17 protein-coding genes are annotated in these 16302 nt (G+C 72.7%); 5 read left to right on the top strand and 12 right to left on the bottom strand.

Annotated features, from left to right (window positions below):
• Positions 1-20: 20 nt before the first annotated feature.
• On the top strand, positions 21-1340 hold the full coding sequence (locus tag WG922_RS11675; RefSeq protein WP_340282790.1) for a M16 family metallopeptidase: 1320 nt from the start codon (positions 21-23) through the stop codon (positions 1338-1340).
• 84 nt (positions 1341-1424) lie between these two features.
• Here WG922_RS11675 and WG922_RS11680 read toward each other — a convergent pair whose 3' ends face one another.
• The 6 genes from WG922_RS11680 to WG922_RS11705 form a co-directional block, all read right to left on the bottom strand.
• Positions 1425-1967, bottom strand: coding sequence for a c-type cytochrome (locus tag WG922_RS11680; RefSeq protein ID WP_340282792.1), 543 nt, complete (start codon positions 1965-1967; stop codon positions 1425-1427).
• A 66-nt stretch (positions 1968-2033) separates the two neighbouring features.
• Entirely contained in the window at positions 2034-2780 is a 747-nt protein-coding gene (locus WG922_RS11685; protein WP_340282793.1) for a hypothetical protein, read from the bottom strand.
• 22 nt (positions 2781-2802) lie between these two features.
• A complete protein-coding gene (locus WG922_RS11690) occupies positions 2803-3789 on the bottom strand; it encodes an acyltransferase family protein (protein WP_340282794.1) in 987 nt (328 codons plus the stop codon).
• Between the two features lie 106 nt (positions 3790-3895).
• Complete coding sequence (locus WG922_RS11695; RefSeq protein WP_340282795.1) at positions 3896-4129, bottom strand: DUF2798 domain-containing protein; 234 nt, start codon at positions 4127-4129, stop codon at positions 3896-3898.
• Positions 4126-4752 (bottom strand): flavodoxin family protein, encoded by a 627-nt coding sequence (locus WG922_RS11700; protein WP_340282796.1) that lies wholly within the window; start codon positions 4750-4752, stop codon positions 4126-4128. The genes WG922_RS11695 and WG922_RS11700 overlap by 4 nt, the downstream gene beginning before the upstream one ends.
• A gap of 116 nt (positions 4753-4868) precedes the next feature.
• Positions 4869-5366: a DUF2938 domain-containing protein gene (locus WG922_RS11705; protein WP_340282797.1), complete on the bottom strand. Its 498-nt coding sequence runs from the start codon at positions 5364-5366 to the stop codon at positions 4869-4871.
• Positions 5367-5445: 79 nt separating this feature from the next.
• On the opposite strand from WG922_RS11705, the gene WG922_RS11710 reads away from it, so the two are divergent.
• Positions 5446-5916: a helix-turn-helix domain-containing protein gene (locus tag WG922_RS11710; protein WP_340282798.1), complete on the top strand. Its 471-nt coding sequence runs from the start codon at positions 5446-5448 to the stop codon at positions 5914-5916.
• An 82-nt stretch (positions 5917-5998) separates the two neighbouring features.
• Here the strand turns inward: WG922_RS11710 and WG922_RS11715 are convergent, their stop codons facing one another.
• Positions 5999-6313: a hypothetical protein gene (locus WG922_RS11715; RefSeq protein WP_340282799.1), complete on the bottom strand. Its 315-nt coding sequence runs from the start codon at positions 6311-6313 to the stop codon at positions 5999-6001.
• A gap of 280 nt (positions 6314-6593) precedes the next feature.
• Here WG922_RS11715 and WG922_RS11720 point away from each other — a divergent pair, with 280 nt between their 5' ends.
• From WG922_RS11720 to WG922_RS11730, 3 genes are all read left to right on the top strand, one after another.
• Positions 6594-8408: a sensor histidine kinase gene (locus WG922_RS11720; protein WP_340282800.1), complete on the top strand. Its 1815-nt coding sequence runs from the start codon at positions 6594-6596 to the stop codon at positions 8406-8408.
• A 12-nt stretch (positions 8409-8420) separates the two neighbouring features.
• Positions 8421-8996, top strand: coding sequence for a flavin reductase family protein (locus tag WG922_RS11725; protein ID WP_340282801.1), 576 nt, complete (start codon positions 8421-8423; stop codon positions 8994-8996).
• Between the two features lie 159 nt (positions 8997-9155).
• Positions 9156-10157, top strand: coding sequence for a calcium-binding protein (locus WG922_RS11730; protein WP_340282802.1), 1002 nt, complete (start codon positions 9156-9158; stop codon positions 10155-10157).
• Between the two features lie 58 nt (positions 10158-10215).
• Here the strand turns inward: WG922_RS11730 and WG922_RS11735 are convergent, their stop codons facing one another.
• From WG922_RS11735 to WG922_RS11755, 5 genes are all read right to left on the bottom strand, one after another.
• Entirely contained in the window at positions 10216-11637 is a 1422-nt protein-coding gene (locus WG922_RS11735; RefSeq protein ID WP_340282803.1) for a coniferyl aldehyde dehydrogenase, read from the bottom strand.
• Between the two features lie 121 nt (positions 11638-11758).
• A complete protein-coding gene (locus tag WG922_RS11740) occupies positions 11759-13351 on the bottom strand; it encodes a GMC family oxidoreductase (RefSeq protein WP_340282804.1) in 1593 nt (530 codons plus the stop codon).
• A 47-nt stretch (positions 13352-13398) separates the two neighbouring features.
• Entirely contained in the window at positions 13399-15186 is a 1788-nt protein-coding gene (locus tag WG922_RS11745) for a hypothetical protein (RefSeq protein ID WP_340282805.1), read from the bottom strand.
• Positions 15183-15593 (bottom strand): GtrA family protein, encoded by a 411-nt coding sequence (locus tag WG922_RS11750; RefSeq protein ID WP_340282807.1) that lies wholly within the window; start codon positions 15591-15593, stop codon positions 15183-15185. The genes WG922_RS11745 and WG922_RS11750 overlap by 4 nt, the downstream gene beginning before the upstream one ends.
• The gene (locus WG922_RS11755) at positions 15590-16300 is read right to left on the bottom strand and encodes an HAD family hydrolase (RefSeq protein WP_340282808.1); all 711 of its coding nucleotides are present in this window, start codon (positions 16298-16300) and stop codon (positions 15590-15592) included. The genes WG922_RS11750 and WG922_RS11755 overlap by 4 nt, the downstream gene beginning before the upstream one ends.
• Positions 16301-16302 lie beyond the last annotated feature (2 nt).

Raw genomic sequence — 16302 nt, forward strand, 5'->3', positions numbered from 1 at the left:
ACCTCACTTCGCTCCCCGGTTTGCACCTCCCCACTGCACTCTCCTTCGCCGGCACCCTCGACGCCGGCGCCGCGCCCCTGCGCCGCACCCTGCCCAACGGACTGACGCTGCTGGCCGCGCCCATGCCGCAGCTGGCCAGCGCCAGCGTGGCGGTCTTCATCCGCGCCGGCTCGCGCGACGAGACACCGGAGAAGGCGGGGGTGAGCCACTTCCTCGAGCACATGGCGTTCAAGGGAACGGCGGGGCGCTCGGTGCAGGCCATCAATCTCGCGGCCGAATCGCTGGGCGCGGACATGAACGCCTACACCGACAAGGACGCGACCTGCTACTACCTGGAGGGACTGGCCGAGCACACGCCGCAGATGCTGGAGCTGCTGGCGGACATCGTGCTCGCCAGCACCTTTCCGGCACACGAACTGGAGCGCGAGCGCGACGTCATCCTGCAGGAGTGCACCGAGTACGACGAGGATCCGCAGCAGCTCGCCTTCATGCTGCTGGACGAAGCGCTGTGGGGCGCGCACGCCATGGGCCGTCCCATCATCGGCACCCCCGCCACCATCGCGGGCATCGGCCGCGATGACCTGGTCTCGCATGTGCGGCGGCACTATGTTGCCGAGCGCATCGTGGTGGCCGCGGCCGGCCAGATCGATGCACAGCGTTTCTTCGAGCAGGCAGAGAGCCATTTCGCCGGCGTCGCGTCGGGCGGGGCAGACGCCTGCCGCCCGCCCGACGCGCCGCCGCACGTGGGGCGGGCCAATGCACGGCGCCTGCCGGGTGTGTCGCAGACCTATGTGAACGTCGCCTGGCCCGTTGCCAGCCGCAGCCGCGATCCGCACCTGGCCAACCTGGCCGCGACGCTGTTCGGCGGCGGCATGAGCGCGCCGCTGGTCGATGCCGTGCGCGAACGCATGGGCCTGGCCTATTCCGTGGGGGCCACCGCCGACGTCGGCGACGTGCACGGAGCCTTGGTGGTGGACGCCACCACCACGCCCGACAAGGTGCCCGCCTTCGTGGAGGAGCTCTCCCGACTGCTTTCGGCGCAGGCCGCCGAGGTGGGGGCGACCGACCTCGCCCGCGCCAAGAACCAGCTGCTGGTCTCGCTGGTGCGCACGGCCGAGCGGCCGCTGCGCCTCCTGCAGCGCAGCGTCGAGCAGCTGTGGTCCGGCGGCGGCGACTTCCGCCTCGGGCAGGAGATCGCCGCGGTCCAGGCACTGGAGGCCGACGCGCTGCGCCACGCGTTCCGCGACATGCTGGCCTGCCCGCCGGCCACGGTGCTGGTGGGCGCGGGCGCGACGCTCAAGAAGGCGCGCGAGCTGCAAGCGCGGCTGCAACCGGGTTGAGGCTGCTTGTCGCGGGGCGGCGGAGCCGGTCCGCGCAGCGGCCATGACGCGGACGCAGTGCGCGCGGTCCCTTGCCGAGGCGCCTCAACGCGCCTGCGCCACCATGTAATCGACGGCCGAGCGCACGTCTGCGTCGGCCAGCGCGGTGACGCCGCCCTTGGGCGGCATCACGCCCTTGCTGCCCTTGTAGCCCTCGATGGAGTGCCGGTACAGCACCTCCATGCCCTGGGCGATCCGCGGTGCCCAGTCGGCCTTGTCTCCCAGCCGCGGCGCGCCGGCGACCCCCGCGCCGTGGCAGGCCACGCAGGCGCGTGCGAAAACGCTCTGGCCGGCCTGGGCACTCCCCGCGGGGTTGGCACTGGTGCCCGCGGTGGGCTGGGCCGGCGGCGCAGCGCGCGCCGCTTCCACGTTGCCCGGGACGGGCGCTCCCGTGCCCGCTGGGGCCGGGGTGATCGACGCATCGGTGGGCGCGCCACTGCCGGCGCCCGAGCCGACCATGGTGGACGGCGGCGGCGGCGCCTCTTCGCGGCCACAGCCGGCCAGGGCGGCGGCCAGGGCGACGGCGCAGCCCAGCGCCAGCGGGCCCGCGCTGCGGCGGGGCGGTGGGTGGTGTCGGTGCAATCTCATGCGTGCAGCTCCTTCGGTGCGGGGTGCGGGCCAACATACCAACGCCCGCGCGGCTTCCGTGCAGGTTCAGGCCGCGTGTCCGGTGGTGGACAGCAGGGCCTTTGCAGCATCGATGCGCAGAGGCAGCGGCGTGGCCGGATCGCGCATCACCGCCAGCAGAAATGCCCGGGGATCGTGGGCGTCGTCGAACGGGGCTGCAGGGCGGGACTGGCGGTTCACCTGTGGCTCTCCATCGGCGTGGGAACCGGTCGTCCCCGCGTCGGCGGCACGCGGAACCTGCAGCTGCCGCAGTGCGCGCTGGAAATCGTCCGCGGCGCAGCAGCGGATGCGCGAGAGCAGCTCGGCCTGGGCGTCGGCGCCGGGCGGCTGGTCGAGCCAGGGCTCGTCGGCGAACAGCGGCGCCAGGTCGGGCGCGACGAACGCCGACCAGCGGCCGGCATCGAGCTGTGACGGCGGCACGCCTTTCGGCGGCCAGGCTTCGGGCGGGACCCTGCGCACGCGTTCGGCCGGTAGCTCGGCCAGGTGGCGTCGGCGCAAGCCTTCCAGGAAGTCCTCGGCCTCGGACCGCGGCACCGGCTGCGCGAGCGAGAACCACAGCTGGCAGCCAGCGCCCGACACGGCGATCGCAGGCGCCGGCAGATCCATCTCCGACTGCACGGCCTGCCAGACGCGGGACAGCGCCGGCCAGCCGCTCGCGCCTTCGACCGACAACACCAGCGCCCGGACCTCGCCGTCGGATGCGGCCGCGCCTACCGGGGCGGCGCCGGCGGGCAGGAGAAAGAGCCGCAGCAGTTCGGACTGGAGGCGGTTCATCGAGAGGGGGGACGGAACAGCGTCATGCGGCCGACTCTAGTGTGCGCGGCGCGCGGCGGCGCGCAGCGCCGTTGCCCAGCAGCAGCGTCCCCGCGGTGGCTGAGCGCAACACGATGCGCTCCACCAGCATCGGCCCGGCCACGCCGGCCAGCATGCCGGCTGCGACCAGCACGGCAGTTTCCTCCACCCCCAGACGCTCGAGCGCGATGCGGCTCGCGGCCGTGAAGAAGACGTGGAACAGGAAGATCGCGTACGAGGCGCCACCGAGCGCGGCCAGCACGCGCTGCCGCCACGGCAGGAAGATCAGCAGCCAGGTCGCCCCGGCGCCCAGGGCGATCGAGACAGCCGAGTTGCGTGGCCACACCGCCTGCTCGCTGGCCAGCACGGCCGCGGTGCCCGCCGCCAGGGCGAGCAGCATCGCCGCCAGCAGCCAGCGCGGCAGCGGCGGACTGTGCCGCGCGGCGACGCCGAGCAGGAAATAGGGCAGCAGGTACAGCGCACCGTCCGCCGAGAACCAGGCGGGCGGCTTCGCCGCCATCAGCACGATGGCGGCGAGCGCCGCCATCAGCAGGGCGCGTGCGGCGGTGCGCAGCAGTCCGAGCCGCTCCAGCACGACCGTGACCGCGAACACCAGGAACAGCGCCTGCAGGAACCAGAAGTGCGCCTTGGGCAGCACCAGCAGTTCCCAGGGCGCCTGCGAGTTCTCGTTGACGCCGGGAGTGACCGCCTGCAGTGCAGCGAAGACACTGCCCACCGTGAGCAGCGGCAGCAGCAGGCGACGCGCCTTGCTGCGCAGGAAGACCGGCCACTCGGCGCCGCAGGGACGCAGCGCGTAGACATAGCCGGCGATGCAGCCGAACAGCGGCATGCGCACATAGCTCAGCACCTGGTTGAACAGCTGGAGGGGGTGGTCGAGCGGCAGTCGCAGGCCGGCGTCCGGCGTATCACCCACTACATGGAAGAGGACGAGCAGCAGGCAGGCAAGGCCGCGCAGGGATTGAATGTGCATGAGCGGGGCAGCATGCCTTCGGCTGCGCTCCAGCTGGTGCCACTGCAAGCCGATGTAAGCGCCTGCGCGGCGCCGCCCGGCCGCGCAGGGCACAGGCCGGGTGCGCCTAGGCGGTCCGCCCGACCAGGCGCGCGGTGGCGCGGCGCACCATCGGCGCCGCCACGAGCACCACCGGAAAGGCGAGCAGCCAGGACGCAGCCCAGGCGCCGGTCCATGCGCCGACCCAGCCCGGCACCGGCCCGAAGGCCCGCAGCGTGCTCACGGCCGAGACCACGCCGGACATGAGGCCCGACAACAGGAAGCCGAACAGCAGCGGCTCGAAGCGCGAAGGAACTCTCACGCAGCCTCCGCCTGCTCCGCCTGGTTCCGGGTCCCGACGCCTGGCTGCGCCGAAACATCGCTTGCGCCCAGGCGCTGGAGTGCACGCGCGAAATGGGCGCCGAACATGCGCGCGGTCTTGATGTCTCCGGCCGCGAACGCGTCGGCGGGCGACGCGTGCCCGGCCTGTGCCATCAGGCCGGACCAGGAGCCCAGCCGGTTGGCGGCCTGTTCATAGGGCACGCCGGCATGCTGCTCGGGCAGGATGGGGTTGCCCATCCAGAGCATCCCGTGCTGCATGGCGAAGACGAACATCGACATCAGCGTGGACTGCTTGTCGCCGGCCGGCAGCGAGGACACCGTGAAGCCGGCCGCCAGCTTGCCGCGCAGCTGCTGCTGGCGCCACATGCGGCCGGTCGCGTCCATGAAGGTCTTGAAGGTGCCCGAGACGCCGCCGAGATAGGTGGGCGAGCCGAAGACCAGCCCGTCGTAGGCGACGAGCGCCTCGGGTGCCGAGGCGAGGTCCTCGGCCCGCAGCAGCTCGGCGCGGATTCCGGCGAGCTCGCTGGCACCCCGCAGCACCTGCGTGGCGATGTGTTCGGTGTGTCCGTGGGCGCTGTGATAGATGAGGGCGATGCGTTGCATGGTGGAGTTCTCGAAGGGGGAGGAAGGTGCTGTGAGAGAAGGAGAGACGGAGTGCGGAGAGAAGGGAAGGAAGCGAAGGCGAGGCGGTCGGGCCGGTGCCGGAGTTGAGCGCGCGCTCAGGGCACGAGCGCGGCGATGCACCAGCCGGCCAGGTACAGCCCGACGCCGAACACCGCGTGGTTGGCGAGGCTGCGCAGGCGGTTGCGCATGGGCGCTGCCGTGCGCGAGGCGGCGATTCCGGCGCCCATGGCCGGCTGCATGAGCAGCCAGGGCGCCAGCACGGTCGCCACGCCGGTGCACAGGGCCGGCAGCAGCCGGGGCTCGCGCAGCCAGGCTGCGCCGTGCAGCGCCACCAGCAGGCCGGCGAAGCCGATGCCGACGGCGTAGTGCACCAGCCAGCCGAGCGCCCGCTCGCGCGGCACCGGCTCGGCGCGCGCGATCGCCTCGTGGCGCCAGCGACCGCGCGCCGCGTGCCCGGCCCAGCGGCCGATCAGCGCGAAGTCGAGCTGCGGGACGCCGGCGCGGCGCAGCAGCAGCAGCCACAGGTCCATGGTGGCGGTCGCACCGACGCCGATCAGTGCGACCCGGATGAGTTCTTCAGGAGAAGGGGTCATGCAGGGCTCCTCGTTGACGACATGCCAACGTGCCTGCACGATAGAAGTTCAAGTCAACTTGAGGTCAAGAGGTTTTTTCATGGACATCGCGGAAGTGGCGAAACGCTCCGGCCTGGCGGCATCGACGCTGCGCTTCTACGAGGAAAAGGGGCTGATCGCCTCGGTCGGCCGCGACGGGCTGCGCCGGCGTTTCGGTCCGGGCGTTCTGGAGCGGCTGGCGCTGATCGCCCTGGGGCGATCGGCCGGGCTGTCGCTCGACGAGATCCGCTCGATGCTGCTGCCCGAGGGCGGCGCCCGCATCGACCGCCAGCTGCTCGCGGCCAAGGCCGACGAGATCGATCTGCGCATCGCGCGGCTGGCTGCGATGAGCCGGGGCCTGCGCCATGCGGTGGCCTGCCCGGCGCCCAGCCATGCGCAGTGTCCGAGCTTTCAGCGGCTGCTGCGTGCCGCCGCGTCGGGGGCCCTGCCGCCCCCGGCGCAGGTGGGTGCGGGCGAGCCCTTGACGGCAGCGGCCGGGCGCCGGCGCAAGGCGGCGGCGCCGACGCCGTGAGGGCGTGGGCGTGGGCCGCTCGCCAATGACGCGCGCGGCGCATCGGCGCTGGTCACCTCGGGCGGGCCGACGGCTGCGGTCTTCAGTGCACGGTGTCCACCTGCTCCAGTTCCGATTCGTCCCCCACTACGACCATGCCGATGGCGGTGAGCCGCTCTACCAGGTAGGCCAGCGCCGCCTGCAGCTGCTGCGGGTCGCTGTCGGGCAGCAGCAGCAGCGTCGTCTGGGAAGCATCGCCTGTCTTGGCGACCAGGGCGGGCCGACCCTCGACGCGGGCGATGGTCGCGTACACGCAGGGTGCGCCCTGCGGGCCGGCCGGCGCATCGATGACGCTGCGGGCGAGTTCGGCGATCGAGGTGAAACGGGACGTTTCGTAGGCAGATTGGAGCGTGCGCATAGGTCCTCTCAGTAGCGAAGCCGGGCTTCGATGCAGGCCATTCTTCACGTCCCGGACGCGAGGGCCTTGTCGGACCGCGGCGGCGGATGGCCGGGCAAAGCGGCGGTGCGCCGCAGCTCCGCAAGCTCGAGTGCGTGTCGTGCAATCGCCCCGATGCACCTAAGCCTTTCTCCCGCCGCGCTGTAGCGCGTTGTCGCACGCCGAGAACCGAGCCGATAGCCGCCCCACGCCGGCGGGGCCGCCGGTAAGCTGGAGCCCAATGCGCCTTTCCCTGCCTCCCGTGTCGCTACGCACGATTGCGCTCGCGACCACGCTCAGCGTGCTGCTGACCTCGGCGCTGGTGGGAGCCTGGCTGATCCAGCGCTCCCTCACCGCCCAACGTGCGCTGATGCAGGCGCAGCTGGTGCAGCTCGCGCAAACGGTGGCCGAGTCGGTCGATCGCGAGCTGACCGCCGGCGCCCGCAAGCTGCAGGCGATCGCCCTGGGCCTGCCCGACGACGCGCCGAGCGCACGGGCCGCGCTCTACCGCCGCGCACGCGATCTCCTCGCCATCGACGGCAGCATGCAGGCCGTCGCACTGAACGACCCGCGCGGAGCGCAGCTGTGGAACACGCGCCTGCGCGTTGGGGCGCCGGTCACGCCGCGCGTGTTCGCGCACGAGAACCGGGCCATCAGCGCCATGAAGCCTCTGGTGTCCGACCTCTACCCCAGCCGCAGCTCCGGCGAGCTCATTGCGTCCTATGTGGTGCCGGTGCTGATCGCCGGGGCGCCGCGGCTGCTGGTGGGCAGCCTCGACCCGAAGCTGCTCGCGCAGCGCCTGCAGCCGCTCGCGACCGACGAAGGCGCGGTAGCCACGCTGCTCGACCGGGAGAGCCGCATCGTCGCGCGCACCGGCGGCTCGGGTGAGTTTCTGGGCGCGCCGGTGTCTCCGGATTGGGCCCGTGCATTGGACGCAGAAGCCGGGAGCGGGCTGGCGCAGGTGGTGACGCGCGAAGGCGTGCCGGCCTACGGCGCCTGGGCACGGATGCCCGAGAACGGCTGGACCCTGCTGGTGGCGGTGCCGCGCGAGCCGTACCGCAGCGCGCTGGTGCAGGGGCTGGTGCTGCAGCTGGGCGCGGGCGCCGTGCTGGCCGCGCTCGGCACGCTGGTGGCCTACCTCCTGGGACGGCAGCTGGTGGCCGGTGCCGGCCGTCTGGCGGCCGACGCCGAGCGCCTGGTAATCGACCGCGAGGTGACGGCCGTGGCCACCGGCATCAAGGAGTTCGACACCATCCAGCACGGCCTGGTGCAGGCCGCTGCCCGTCTGCGCGAGCAGGACGCCCAGGCGCGCGTGCTGGAGCAGGCCCGCGCGGACCTGCTCGACAAGGAACGTGCGGCGCGGCAGGAGGCCGAGGAGGCGAACCGGTTCAAGGACGAGTCTCTCGGCGTGCTCGGCCATGAGATGCGCAGCCCGCTGGCCGCGATCCTGAATGCAGCGGTCGTGCTCGGCCACCGGATCGGCGACGAAGGCGGCCGAAGCGCGCACCTGGTGCAGGCCATCCAGCGGCAGGCGCAGACGCTGACCCGGCTGGTCAACGACCTGCTGGAGGCCGGGCGGCTGGTGGGAGGCCACAAGCAGCTGGACACGCCCGCGCCGGTCGATGTGGCCGACGTGGTGCGCGAGGCTTGCCACATGCTGCAGCTGTCGGGCGCATCCGCGCGCCACGAGGTCGAGATGGACCTGCAGCCCGCGCGGGTGCTGGGCAATTTTGACCGGCTGCAGCAGGTCGCCACCAACCTGCTGACCAACGCGCTGCGCTATTCGCCTCCCGGCAGCAGCGTCCATGTATCGCTGCGCACCCGGTCGCTGGGCGGCCCACCGGTCGTCGAGCTGCGCGTGCGCGACCAGGGCGTCGGGCTGGCGCACGAAGACCTGGAGCGCGTGTTCGGCATGTTCGTGCAGGGCTCGCAGCGGCAGGCGAACAGCGGCCTGGGCATCGGCCTGAGCGTGGTGCGCCGGCTGGTCGAGATGCACGGCGGCGACGTCCGCGCCGAAAGCGCCGGCACCGGCCAGGGCGCCACCTTCATCGTCACCCTACCGGCCATCGCCGACTGAATGCCACTCGACATGAGCCATTTCGCACCCGTCGAGCTGCGGCACGCCAGCCGCCTCATCAACCACGGCCCCACCGTACTCGTCACCAGCAGCGACGGCGGTCGCGCCAACGTGATGGCCGCCGCCTGGTCCATGCCGGTCGAGTTCACGCCGCCGCGCATCGCGGTCGTGATCGACAAGCACACCTACACCCGCGAGCTCGTCATGCGCTCGGGCCACTTCGGCCTTTGCCTGCCCGGTGCGCGGCTGGTCGATCTCACCCACGCGGTGGGCAGCGAAACCGGCCGCAGCATCGACAAGTTCGCCCGGCACGGGCTGCGCAGCCGGCCCGGCCCGAACTCGGGCGTGCCGCTGCTCGAGGACGGCTGCGCGGCCTGGCTCGAGTGCCGCCTGCTGCCCGAGCCGCACACGCAGGACGCCTACGACACCTGCTTCGCCGAGGTGCTGGCGGCGGCCGCCGATGCGCGCATCTTCTCGGCCGGCCACTGGACGCTGCGCCCGGACAACGCCGAGCTGCACACCATCCACCATCTCGGAGGTGGCAACTTCGTGACCCCTTCGGGAGTGGTGCAGGCGGTGCCGGTGTAGAGCCGCCTCGCGTGCCGCTGCGCACTCCGCTGTCGTGCCGCGCAGACGCTGTCAACCCGAGCTCAGCAGCAAGCGCCCGCAGAGCGTGGAAACACTTTGTTGGTCTACCCCATCGGTTTCCACGGCTGGCCTAAGGTGGCGCTTCCAAGGAGGAAAAGCATGCGTAGATCGATCACACGCCGACCCCGCGTGGCCACCCCCGCACTGGCGGCGTGCCTGCTGGCGCTGCTCGCGGGCTGCGGTGGCGGCGGCGGAGGCGAAGACCCGCTGGCGCGCAGTGGCGCTGGCAGCTCGAACCTGTCCACCGCTGCCGCGCCCGCCGACAAGGGTCGCCCGGGTGGGCCTTCGGGCTCCAACGGCGTCCGCCTCGAAGCCGAGACCGGCGACCTGCTGGGGTCGGACAAGCCCAACATGCTGCGCGGCACCGATGCCGACGACGTGCTGCGGGGCCAGGGCGGGCACGACGTGCTGTTCGCCCTCGGCGGCAACGACTGGCTGTACGGCGGCAGCGACCGCGACCGCATGGTCGGCGGTCCGGGCGACGACCAGTACCTCGTCGAGGACGCGGACGACCAGGTGGTCGAGCGCGACGGCGAGGGCACCGACCACGTGCACACCACGGTGAGCTTCACCCTGCCCGAGCACGTCGAGAATCTGAGCGCCCATCCCGAGGCCCCGGGGCCCTTCGTGCTCACCGGCAACGAGCTCGCCAACCACATCGTCGGCAGCCCGTTCTCGTACGACACGATCTACGGGCTGGGAGGTGACGACGTGCTCGAAGGCGGCGGCCGCCACGGCGCCATGCTCGACGGCGGCGAGGGCCGCGACCGGCTGATCGTGAGCTTCGGCGAGCTGCGCGGCGGCCCCGGCGCCGACACCTTCGTGGCAGCCGGTCGGGGTGCGCACACCAGCCCCGAAGTGCCGGTCACGGTGCTCGATTTCAACGCCGCCGAAGGCGACCGCATCGAGATCCCGCACGTGCAGACGACGGCCACTTCGGCCGAGCTGTTCGTGACCGGAAAGCTCCGCTTCGACCCGGTCACCAGCACCCTGGTGCTCGACCTGCAACCGACCGTCGGGGGCGTCGATCAGGTGATGGTGCTCGAGGGTGTAAAGGAGTTCAACCCGGCCTGGGTGACGGTCGGCACGCCCAAGCCTTGACAGCGCGCGGGCGCGGCAGGATCGAGGCCGCGCCCGTGTCCCGCGGGCCGGTGTGCGCTCAGCGCAGAAGCAGGCGCGCCAGCAGGTCGGTCAACCGGCCGTAGGGCGGATTGAACAGCGACAGGGCGTTCACGCGCGACTGCAGGAACACACCCTTCATCTTGGAGAAGGTGCGAAAGCCCTCCTCGCCGTGGTACTGGCCCATGCCGCTGGGTCCGACCCCGCCGAAGGGCAGCTCCTCCTGGCCGAGGTGCACCAGGGTGTCGTTCACGCACACCCCGCCGGCCACCGTGCCGCGCAGTACCTGCTCGATGCGCTCGCGCTCGTTGTCGAAGAGGTACAGCGCCAGCGGCCTGGGGTGCGCGTTCACGTGTTCTACGGCGTGGGCGATGTCGTCGTACGGCAGCACCGGCAGGATGGGGCCGAAGATCTCGTCCTGCATCACCCGCATCGCGTCGTCCAGCCCGGTCAGCGCCACCGGCGGGAAGCGGCGTCCGGCCGGATCGGCCGACGCCTGCGACAGCGGAACCACGCGGGCGCCGCGCGCGCCGGCATCCTGCACGAGCTCCTGCAGGCGCTCGAAATGGCGGTCGTTGACGATGCTGGAGTAGTGGGGCGTGTGGGCGATGTCGGGGTGCAAGCGCTGCACCACCGCGCGCGCCGCCTCGAGGAAGGCCTGCTCCTGCCCGCGCGGCACCAGCGCGTAGTCGGGAGCGACGCAGGTCTGGCCCGCGTTGTAGAGCTTGCCGGCCATGATCCGTTCGGCGGCCTTGTGCAGCGGATAGCCCGGCGCCACGATGGCGGGCGACTTGCCGCCGAGTTCCAGCGTCACCGGGGTCAGGTTGTCGGCGGCGGCGCGCATCACGCGCCGGCCCACCGACGTGGATCCGGTGAACAGCAGGTGGTCGAAGGGCAGCGCCGCGAAAGCGGCGCCTACTTCGGGACCGCCGTTGACCACCCACAACTCGTCCTCGTCGAAGTGGCGCCGCACCAGCTCGGCGAACAGCGCGCCCGTACGCGGCGTGTACTCGGACATCTTCACCATGGCGCGGTTGCCGGCGGCCAGGGCCGCGCACAGGGGCGAGCACGCGAGCAGCAGCGGGTAGTTCCACGGGACGATGATGCCGGCCAGCCCCAGCGGCTGCGGGATCAGCCGGGCCTGCGCCGGGCGCGACCAGGTGCTCACGGGGCGCCGCTGCGGCCGCATCCAGCGTGCGAGCCGTTTGCGCGCATGACCGATGGCTTCGAGGGTGGGGAGGGCCTCCAGCAGCAGCGTCTCGTGGCGGGAGCGGTGGCCGAAGTCGTCCGAGATCGCCTGCGCCAGGGCATCGACGTGCTCGCGCACCAGCGCGGCGAGGCGCTCGAGTCGGCGCTCGCGCACCGCAAGCGGCACCTCCAGCTGCGCGCGGCTGGCACGGTGCAGCAGGTCGAAGCGGGCGCGCAGTGCGTCCTCGGGCGGGGTCTCCGGTGGGGCAGCCATGCGTCTCCTGCGTTGTCTGAAAAAAGTGGGAGGGAAGGCGCGCGCGGTCTGCTCGCCGGCTGCTCGCGAAGCGCCGCACGGGGGGGCGCGAGCGCCGATGGTAGGCGGCGTGGCCGGCCTGCTACGCGCGCCGGGTCATCAGGTCGGCCGCCTTCTCAGCGATCATGACCGTCGGTGCGGTGGTGTTGCCGCTTACGATGCGCGGCATCACCGAGGCATCGACCACGCGCAGGGCGGCCACGCCGTGCACGCGCAGCTGCGCATCGACGACCGCCTGCGCGTCGCTGCCCATGCGGCAGGTGCCCACGGGGTGGTAGATGGTGTCCGCGTGGCTGCGGATCCAGTGCTCCAGTGCGGCGTCGTCCTGCGCCGCCGTGCGCGACCCGGCCGCTTCGGTGCCGAACGCGGCCAGCGCCGGCTGCGCCAGGATGCGCTGGGCGCAGCGCACGCCCGCGCGCAGCCGGCGCAGGTCGTGCGGATCGGCCAGGAACTGCGGATCGATCAGCGGCGCGCTGTCGTGGTCGGCATCGGCCAGCCGCAAGCGGCCGCGGCTGCGCGGCTGCAGCAGGCAGACATGCAGTGAAAAGCCGTGGCCCGCGCGCAGCGCGCGGCCGTGGTCCAGCAACTTGGCCACCACGAAGTGCAGCTGGATGTCGGGCTGGGCCAGCTCCGGCGTGCTGCGGATGAAGCCGCCCGCTTCGGCGAAGTTGGTGGTCAGCAGCCCGGTACGCTCGCGGCGCCACTGCACGATGCCGCGCAGGACCCGCCAGGCGCCTGTGGCGGACAGGCCGACCAGCTCGGCCTGTCCGGGCGCGTCGGCGACCAGCACCACGTCGGGGTGGTCGTGCAGGTTGGCGCCGACGCCGGGCAGCTCGTGCACGAGCGGGATGCCCAGGGCCTGCAGGTGCGGCCCGGGCCCGATGCCCGAGCGCATCAGCAGCGCGGGGGATTCGATGGCGCCGGCGCTCAGCACGACTTCGCGCCGCGCCCGCACGGTGAGCGGCTCGCCGCCGCGCCGCGCCAGAACCTGCCGCGCGGCACCGGCCTCCAGCACCAGCTGCAGGGCGCGCGTGCGGGTGAACACGCGCAAGTTGGGACGGCTGCGGTGCGGCTGCAGGTAGGCGGTGGCGGCGCTGCAGCGTTCGCCGCCGCGCTGCAGCACCTGGTAGAGCCCGACGCCTTCCTGCGCCGCGCCATTGAAGTCGTCGTTGCGGCGAAAGCCGGCCTGCTGCGCCGCCTCGACGAAGCGCAGGGAAAAAGGATTCGGGGCCTGCAGGTCGCTCACCTGCAGCGGCCCGTCGCGGCCATGCCATTCGTCGGCGATGCGGTGGTTGTGCTCCGAGCGCAGGAAGTAGGGTTTCACGTCCGCCCAGGACCAGCCCTCGTTGCCCAGCGCGGCCCAGGCGTCGTAGTCGGCGTGCTGGCCGCGCCCGTAGCACATCGCGTTGATGGACGTGGAGCCGCCCAGCACGTGGCCGCGCGGCTGGTATCCCCGCCGTCCGAGCAGCCCGGGCTGCGGCACGGTCTCGAAGGCGTGCGCGCCGATGCGGGTGCGGGCGATGGCGGCAATCCCGGCGGGGCAGCGAAAGAGCGCGCTGCGGTCCTGCGCGCCGCTCTCCAGCAGTGCGACCTGCACCCGGGGGTCTTCGCTCAGGCGTGCCGCGAGCACGCAGCCGGCGGCGCCGCCCCCGACGATGACGTAGTCGAACTCCATGCGTGCATTGTTCCTTGCCGCCCTCGAAAGCCGGGCGCCGCGCGACTCTAGGGCGCGGGGCCCCGGCCGGCAACCACCGTCGGGGCGTGGCCATCCGCCGACGAAGGCCCGCGCGGCTGCGGCTCGCGCAGCAATTCGAGGGTGTAGGCCTGCGGCAGGTCGGGGCGCCAGTCGAAGGCCCACACGCGGTGGCCCGGGAAGTGTTCGGCCAGCCGAGCGTCCCGGTCCGGCCCGAGGGCGCGTGCCCACACCACGCGCGCGGCGTCGATGTCGGCTTCGTTGTAGACGAGTTCGTAGTGCACCGGGTTGTGCGCGCCGGACCGCACCATCACCAGATGCCGGCCCGGCAGCGCGGCAAGACGCGCGTCCAGCACCTGCCTGAGCGCGCCCGTGCCGATCGAGCAGCACACCAGTGTCCGGTTCGACTCGAGGCGCGGCGTGCCCAGGATGGCGGCGCTGGCCGGCAGCAGCAGTGCCGCCCCGAGCGCGGCCGGCATCGCCCGCGTGAGGAAGCGGCCGGTGGGCCGGCCGCGCCAGGACCAGCCGCGCAGCTGCGCGAAGCCGCGCATGAGGACGATCAGCAGCAGCGGCATGGCCGGCGCGGTGTAGTGCGGGAAGTTCCAGGTCTCCAGGGCGAATCCGGCCAGGAAGAAGCCCAGCGCGGCCGGCACGAAGACGTTGCGGCGCAGCGCCCACAGCCCGGCGAGGAAGGCCACTGTGAAGATCGGCCCGACATAGAAGCGCCAGGTGTGCCAGACCTTGGCGGCCACGCCGGCCACGAGCCCCTTCGCACTGGTGCGGCGCGCGTGGGGGCGTGCCTCCTCGGCGTAGAAGGCGCGCATGTGCGCAGGGCCGCGGCGCTCGGACGCGACGGGTGCGCTGGTCAGGAACGCCGGTGCCTCGGCATAGGCCAGGCGGTTGACGCCATAGGCACTGCGCATTGCGTGCCCGGTGGTCGCGAGGTTGTGCGCAGCCAGCAGGCCCACCGCCGCGGCCACGCAGGCGAGTGCAGGCACGGCGGCCCGCGCGAACCCGCCGCGCCATCCGGGCCGCGCCGGCCGCAGGAAGCGCCATGCCAGCAGCGCGGCGACCGGCAGGCACAGCAGTGCGCCTTCGTAGGGCCGGCTGGTCGCCAGGATCGCGGCGCCGGTGCCGAGCACCGCCCCCAATCCCCAGCCCGGGCGCGCCAGCAGCCGCGGCAGGGCGCCGACCACCAGCATTGCGCCGAAGGCGGTGAAGCTGCCGCCCCAGAAGCCGTTGATCCAGTAGCTGAAGAGGCCGAAGCGCAGCACCACCAGCATCCCGCCGAGCAGGGCGTAGGGCGCGGGCACCCAGGCCTGCAGCATCCAGGTGGCGGCCATGGCCATCGCGACGGTGGCGATCCAGATACCTGCCCAGGCCTCGCCCGCGAGCAGCAGCCCCAGTGCGAGCGGCGCGCCGCGCCCCGGGACATACACCGAGGCATAGGCCGGGACCTGGTTGACGTGGAAGGTTTCGAAATGCTCCCAGAACGGGTGGGTCGGAAGGGCCAGCCGCCCGAGCAGGTGGGTCTGCGCCTGCAGCAGCAGGCTCTGCTCGTCGTGGACCACGGGCTGCGCGGGACCGATCCAGGGCAGCAGCGCGGCACGCAGCAGCAGGGCCAGCAGGCCGACGGCGGCGATCTGCCGCACCGGCGTGGCGAGCAGACGGGCGGCGCCCGCTTCGACGCGGCCGAGGCCTCGCTCGCCCAGACGTGGTGCGGTGAATGCCAGCGCCAGCACGACCAGCGCGAGCACCGTCTCGCCCAGCATGAAGGTGCCGAACACCCCGTCGAGGCGGTCGAGCAGCACGCTCATGGCTGGGTGGTCGGCGCGGGCGCCGGCTCGGCGCCGCGGAACACGATCAGCGCGTTCATCAGGAAGTTGGCGACGAAGGCGATGCCTACGCCGCCGACCTTGGCCAGCGTGGGCGGCAGGGGCAGGCTGGTGGCGAGCGCCCAGGTGCTGCCTGCGTTCACCGCCAGGCCCACGGTGGCGAACAGCAGGAACAGCGCGGCGCGCCGGGGGTTGCGCCAGTCGCGGCGGAACACGAAGGCCGAGGTGAGCAGGTAGTTCACCACCGCCGCCAGCAGGAAGCTGGCGACCGCCGGCAGCAGCAGCCCACCGAGTCGCGGCGCCAGCAGGTGGAAGCCGCCGATATCGACGACGGCGGCCAGGCCCCCGGTGAGCAGGTAGCCACCCGCCTGGCGCAGCAGCACGCTCACCGCAGCGATGCGGCGAGCCGCCCCTCGGCGGGGGCCAGCACCGGCTGGAACACCGGGTCGTCGTAGCGGCGGAAGGTGGGCACCTCGGGGTGCGGTCGGCGTGAGCGCACCAGTGCACGCACGCCTGCGCGCTCTGCGGCAGCGGCGTCGCGGTCGAAGCGGTCGCCGATCAGGACGGCGCGGCCTGGCGGCACGCCGGTGCGCCGCAGGATCGCGAGCAGGCCGGCGGGATCGGGCTTGAGCCGTGTGCACTCGGCGTCGCCGGCGCAGACCACCGGATGGGCCTGCAGCCCGAGCGCCTCCAGCTTGGCGGCCGCCGGGTAGTCGGAGAACACCGCGATGTGCTTGCCCGCCGAGCGCAGGCCCGCGAACAGCCTGTCCACATGGGGCAGCCTGCAGGCGGCCAGCAGGTGCAGCGGCCGCTGCTCCATCCATTCGGCGGCGAGCGCGCGGACCTGCTCGGGCTCGCAGCCGAGCTGCTGCGCGGTGCGGCCGTACTGCAGTTGCAGGAAGTCGGCGGCACCCTCGTCGCCGAGGGTCTCGCGCACTTCGCGAAAAGCGCGCAGCACGCGCAGCGTGTGCAGGCTGCGCGTGCGCGCGGCGTCCAGCAGCAGCCGCGCCAGCATCGCGCGGCGCAGCCGCTGCTGGTCGTAGAGCGTGCCGTCCACGTCGAACACCACCAGGTCGATGCGGCTCCAGTCGAGCATGT

It is taken from the genome of Ramlibacter sp. AN1015 (assembly GCF_037726105.1).
GTDB lineage: Bacteria > Pseudomonadota > Gammaproteobacteria > Burkholderiales > Burkholderiaceae_C > Ramlibacter.

Coding starts and splice junctions, on each gene's coding strand:
- WG922_RS11730 (WP_340282802.1), top strand. CDS start 9,156: ATGCGTAGATCGATCACACGCCGACCCCGCGTGGCCACCCCCGCACTG.
- WG922_RS11725 (WP_340282801.1), top strand. CDS start 8,421: ATGAGCCATTTCGCACCCGTCGAGCTGCGGCACGCCAGCCGCCTCATC.
- WG922_RS11745 (WP_340282805.1), bottom strand. CDS start 15,186: ATGAGCGTGCTGCTCGACCGCCTCGACGGGGTGTTCGGCACCTTCATG.
- WG922_RS11690 (WP_340282794.1), bottom strand. CDS start 3,789: ATGCACATTCAATCCCTGCGCGGCCTTGCCTGCCTGCTGCTCGTCCTC.
- WG922_RS11755 (WP_340282808.1), bottom strand. CDS start 16,300: ATGCTCGACTGGAGCCGCATCGACCTGGTGGTGTTCGACGTGGACGGC.
- WG922_RS11735 (WP_340282803.1), bottom strand. CDS start 11,637: ATGGCTGCCCCACCGGAGACCCCGCCCGAGGACGCACTGCGCGCCCGC.
- WG922_RS11700 (WP_340282796.1), bottom strand. CDS start 4,752: ATGCAACGCATCGCCCTCATCTATCACAGCGCCCACGGACACACCGAA.
- WG922_RS11685 (WP_340282793.1), bottom strand. CDS start 2,780: ATGAACCGCCTCCAGTCCGAACTGCTGCGGCTCTTTCTCCTGCCCGCC.
- WG922_RS11680 (WP_340282792.1), bottom strand. CDS start 1,967: ATGAGATTGCACCGACACCACCCACCGCCCCGCCGCAGCGCGGGCCCG.
- WG922_RS11710 (WP_340282798.1), top strand. CDS start 5,446: ATGGACATCGCGGAAGTGGCGAAACGCTCCGGCCTGGCGGCATCGACG.
- WG922_RS11705 (WP_340282797.1), bottom strand. CDS start 5,366: ATGACCCCTTCTCCTGAAGAACTCATCCGGGTCGCACTGATCGGCGTC.
- WG922_RS11715 (WP_340282799.1), bottom strand. CDS start 6,313: ATGCGCACGCTCCAATCTGCCTACGAAACGTCCCGTTTCACCTCGATC.
- WG922_RS11740 (WP_340282804.1), bottom strand. CDS start 13,351: ATGGAGTTCGACTACGTCATCGTCGGGGGCGGCGCCGCCGGCTGCGTG.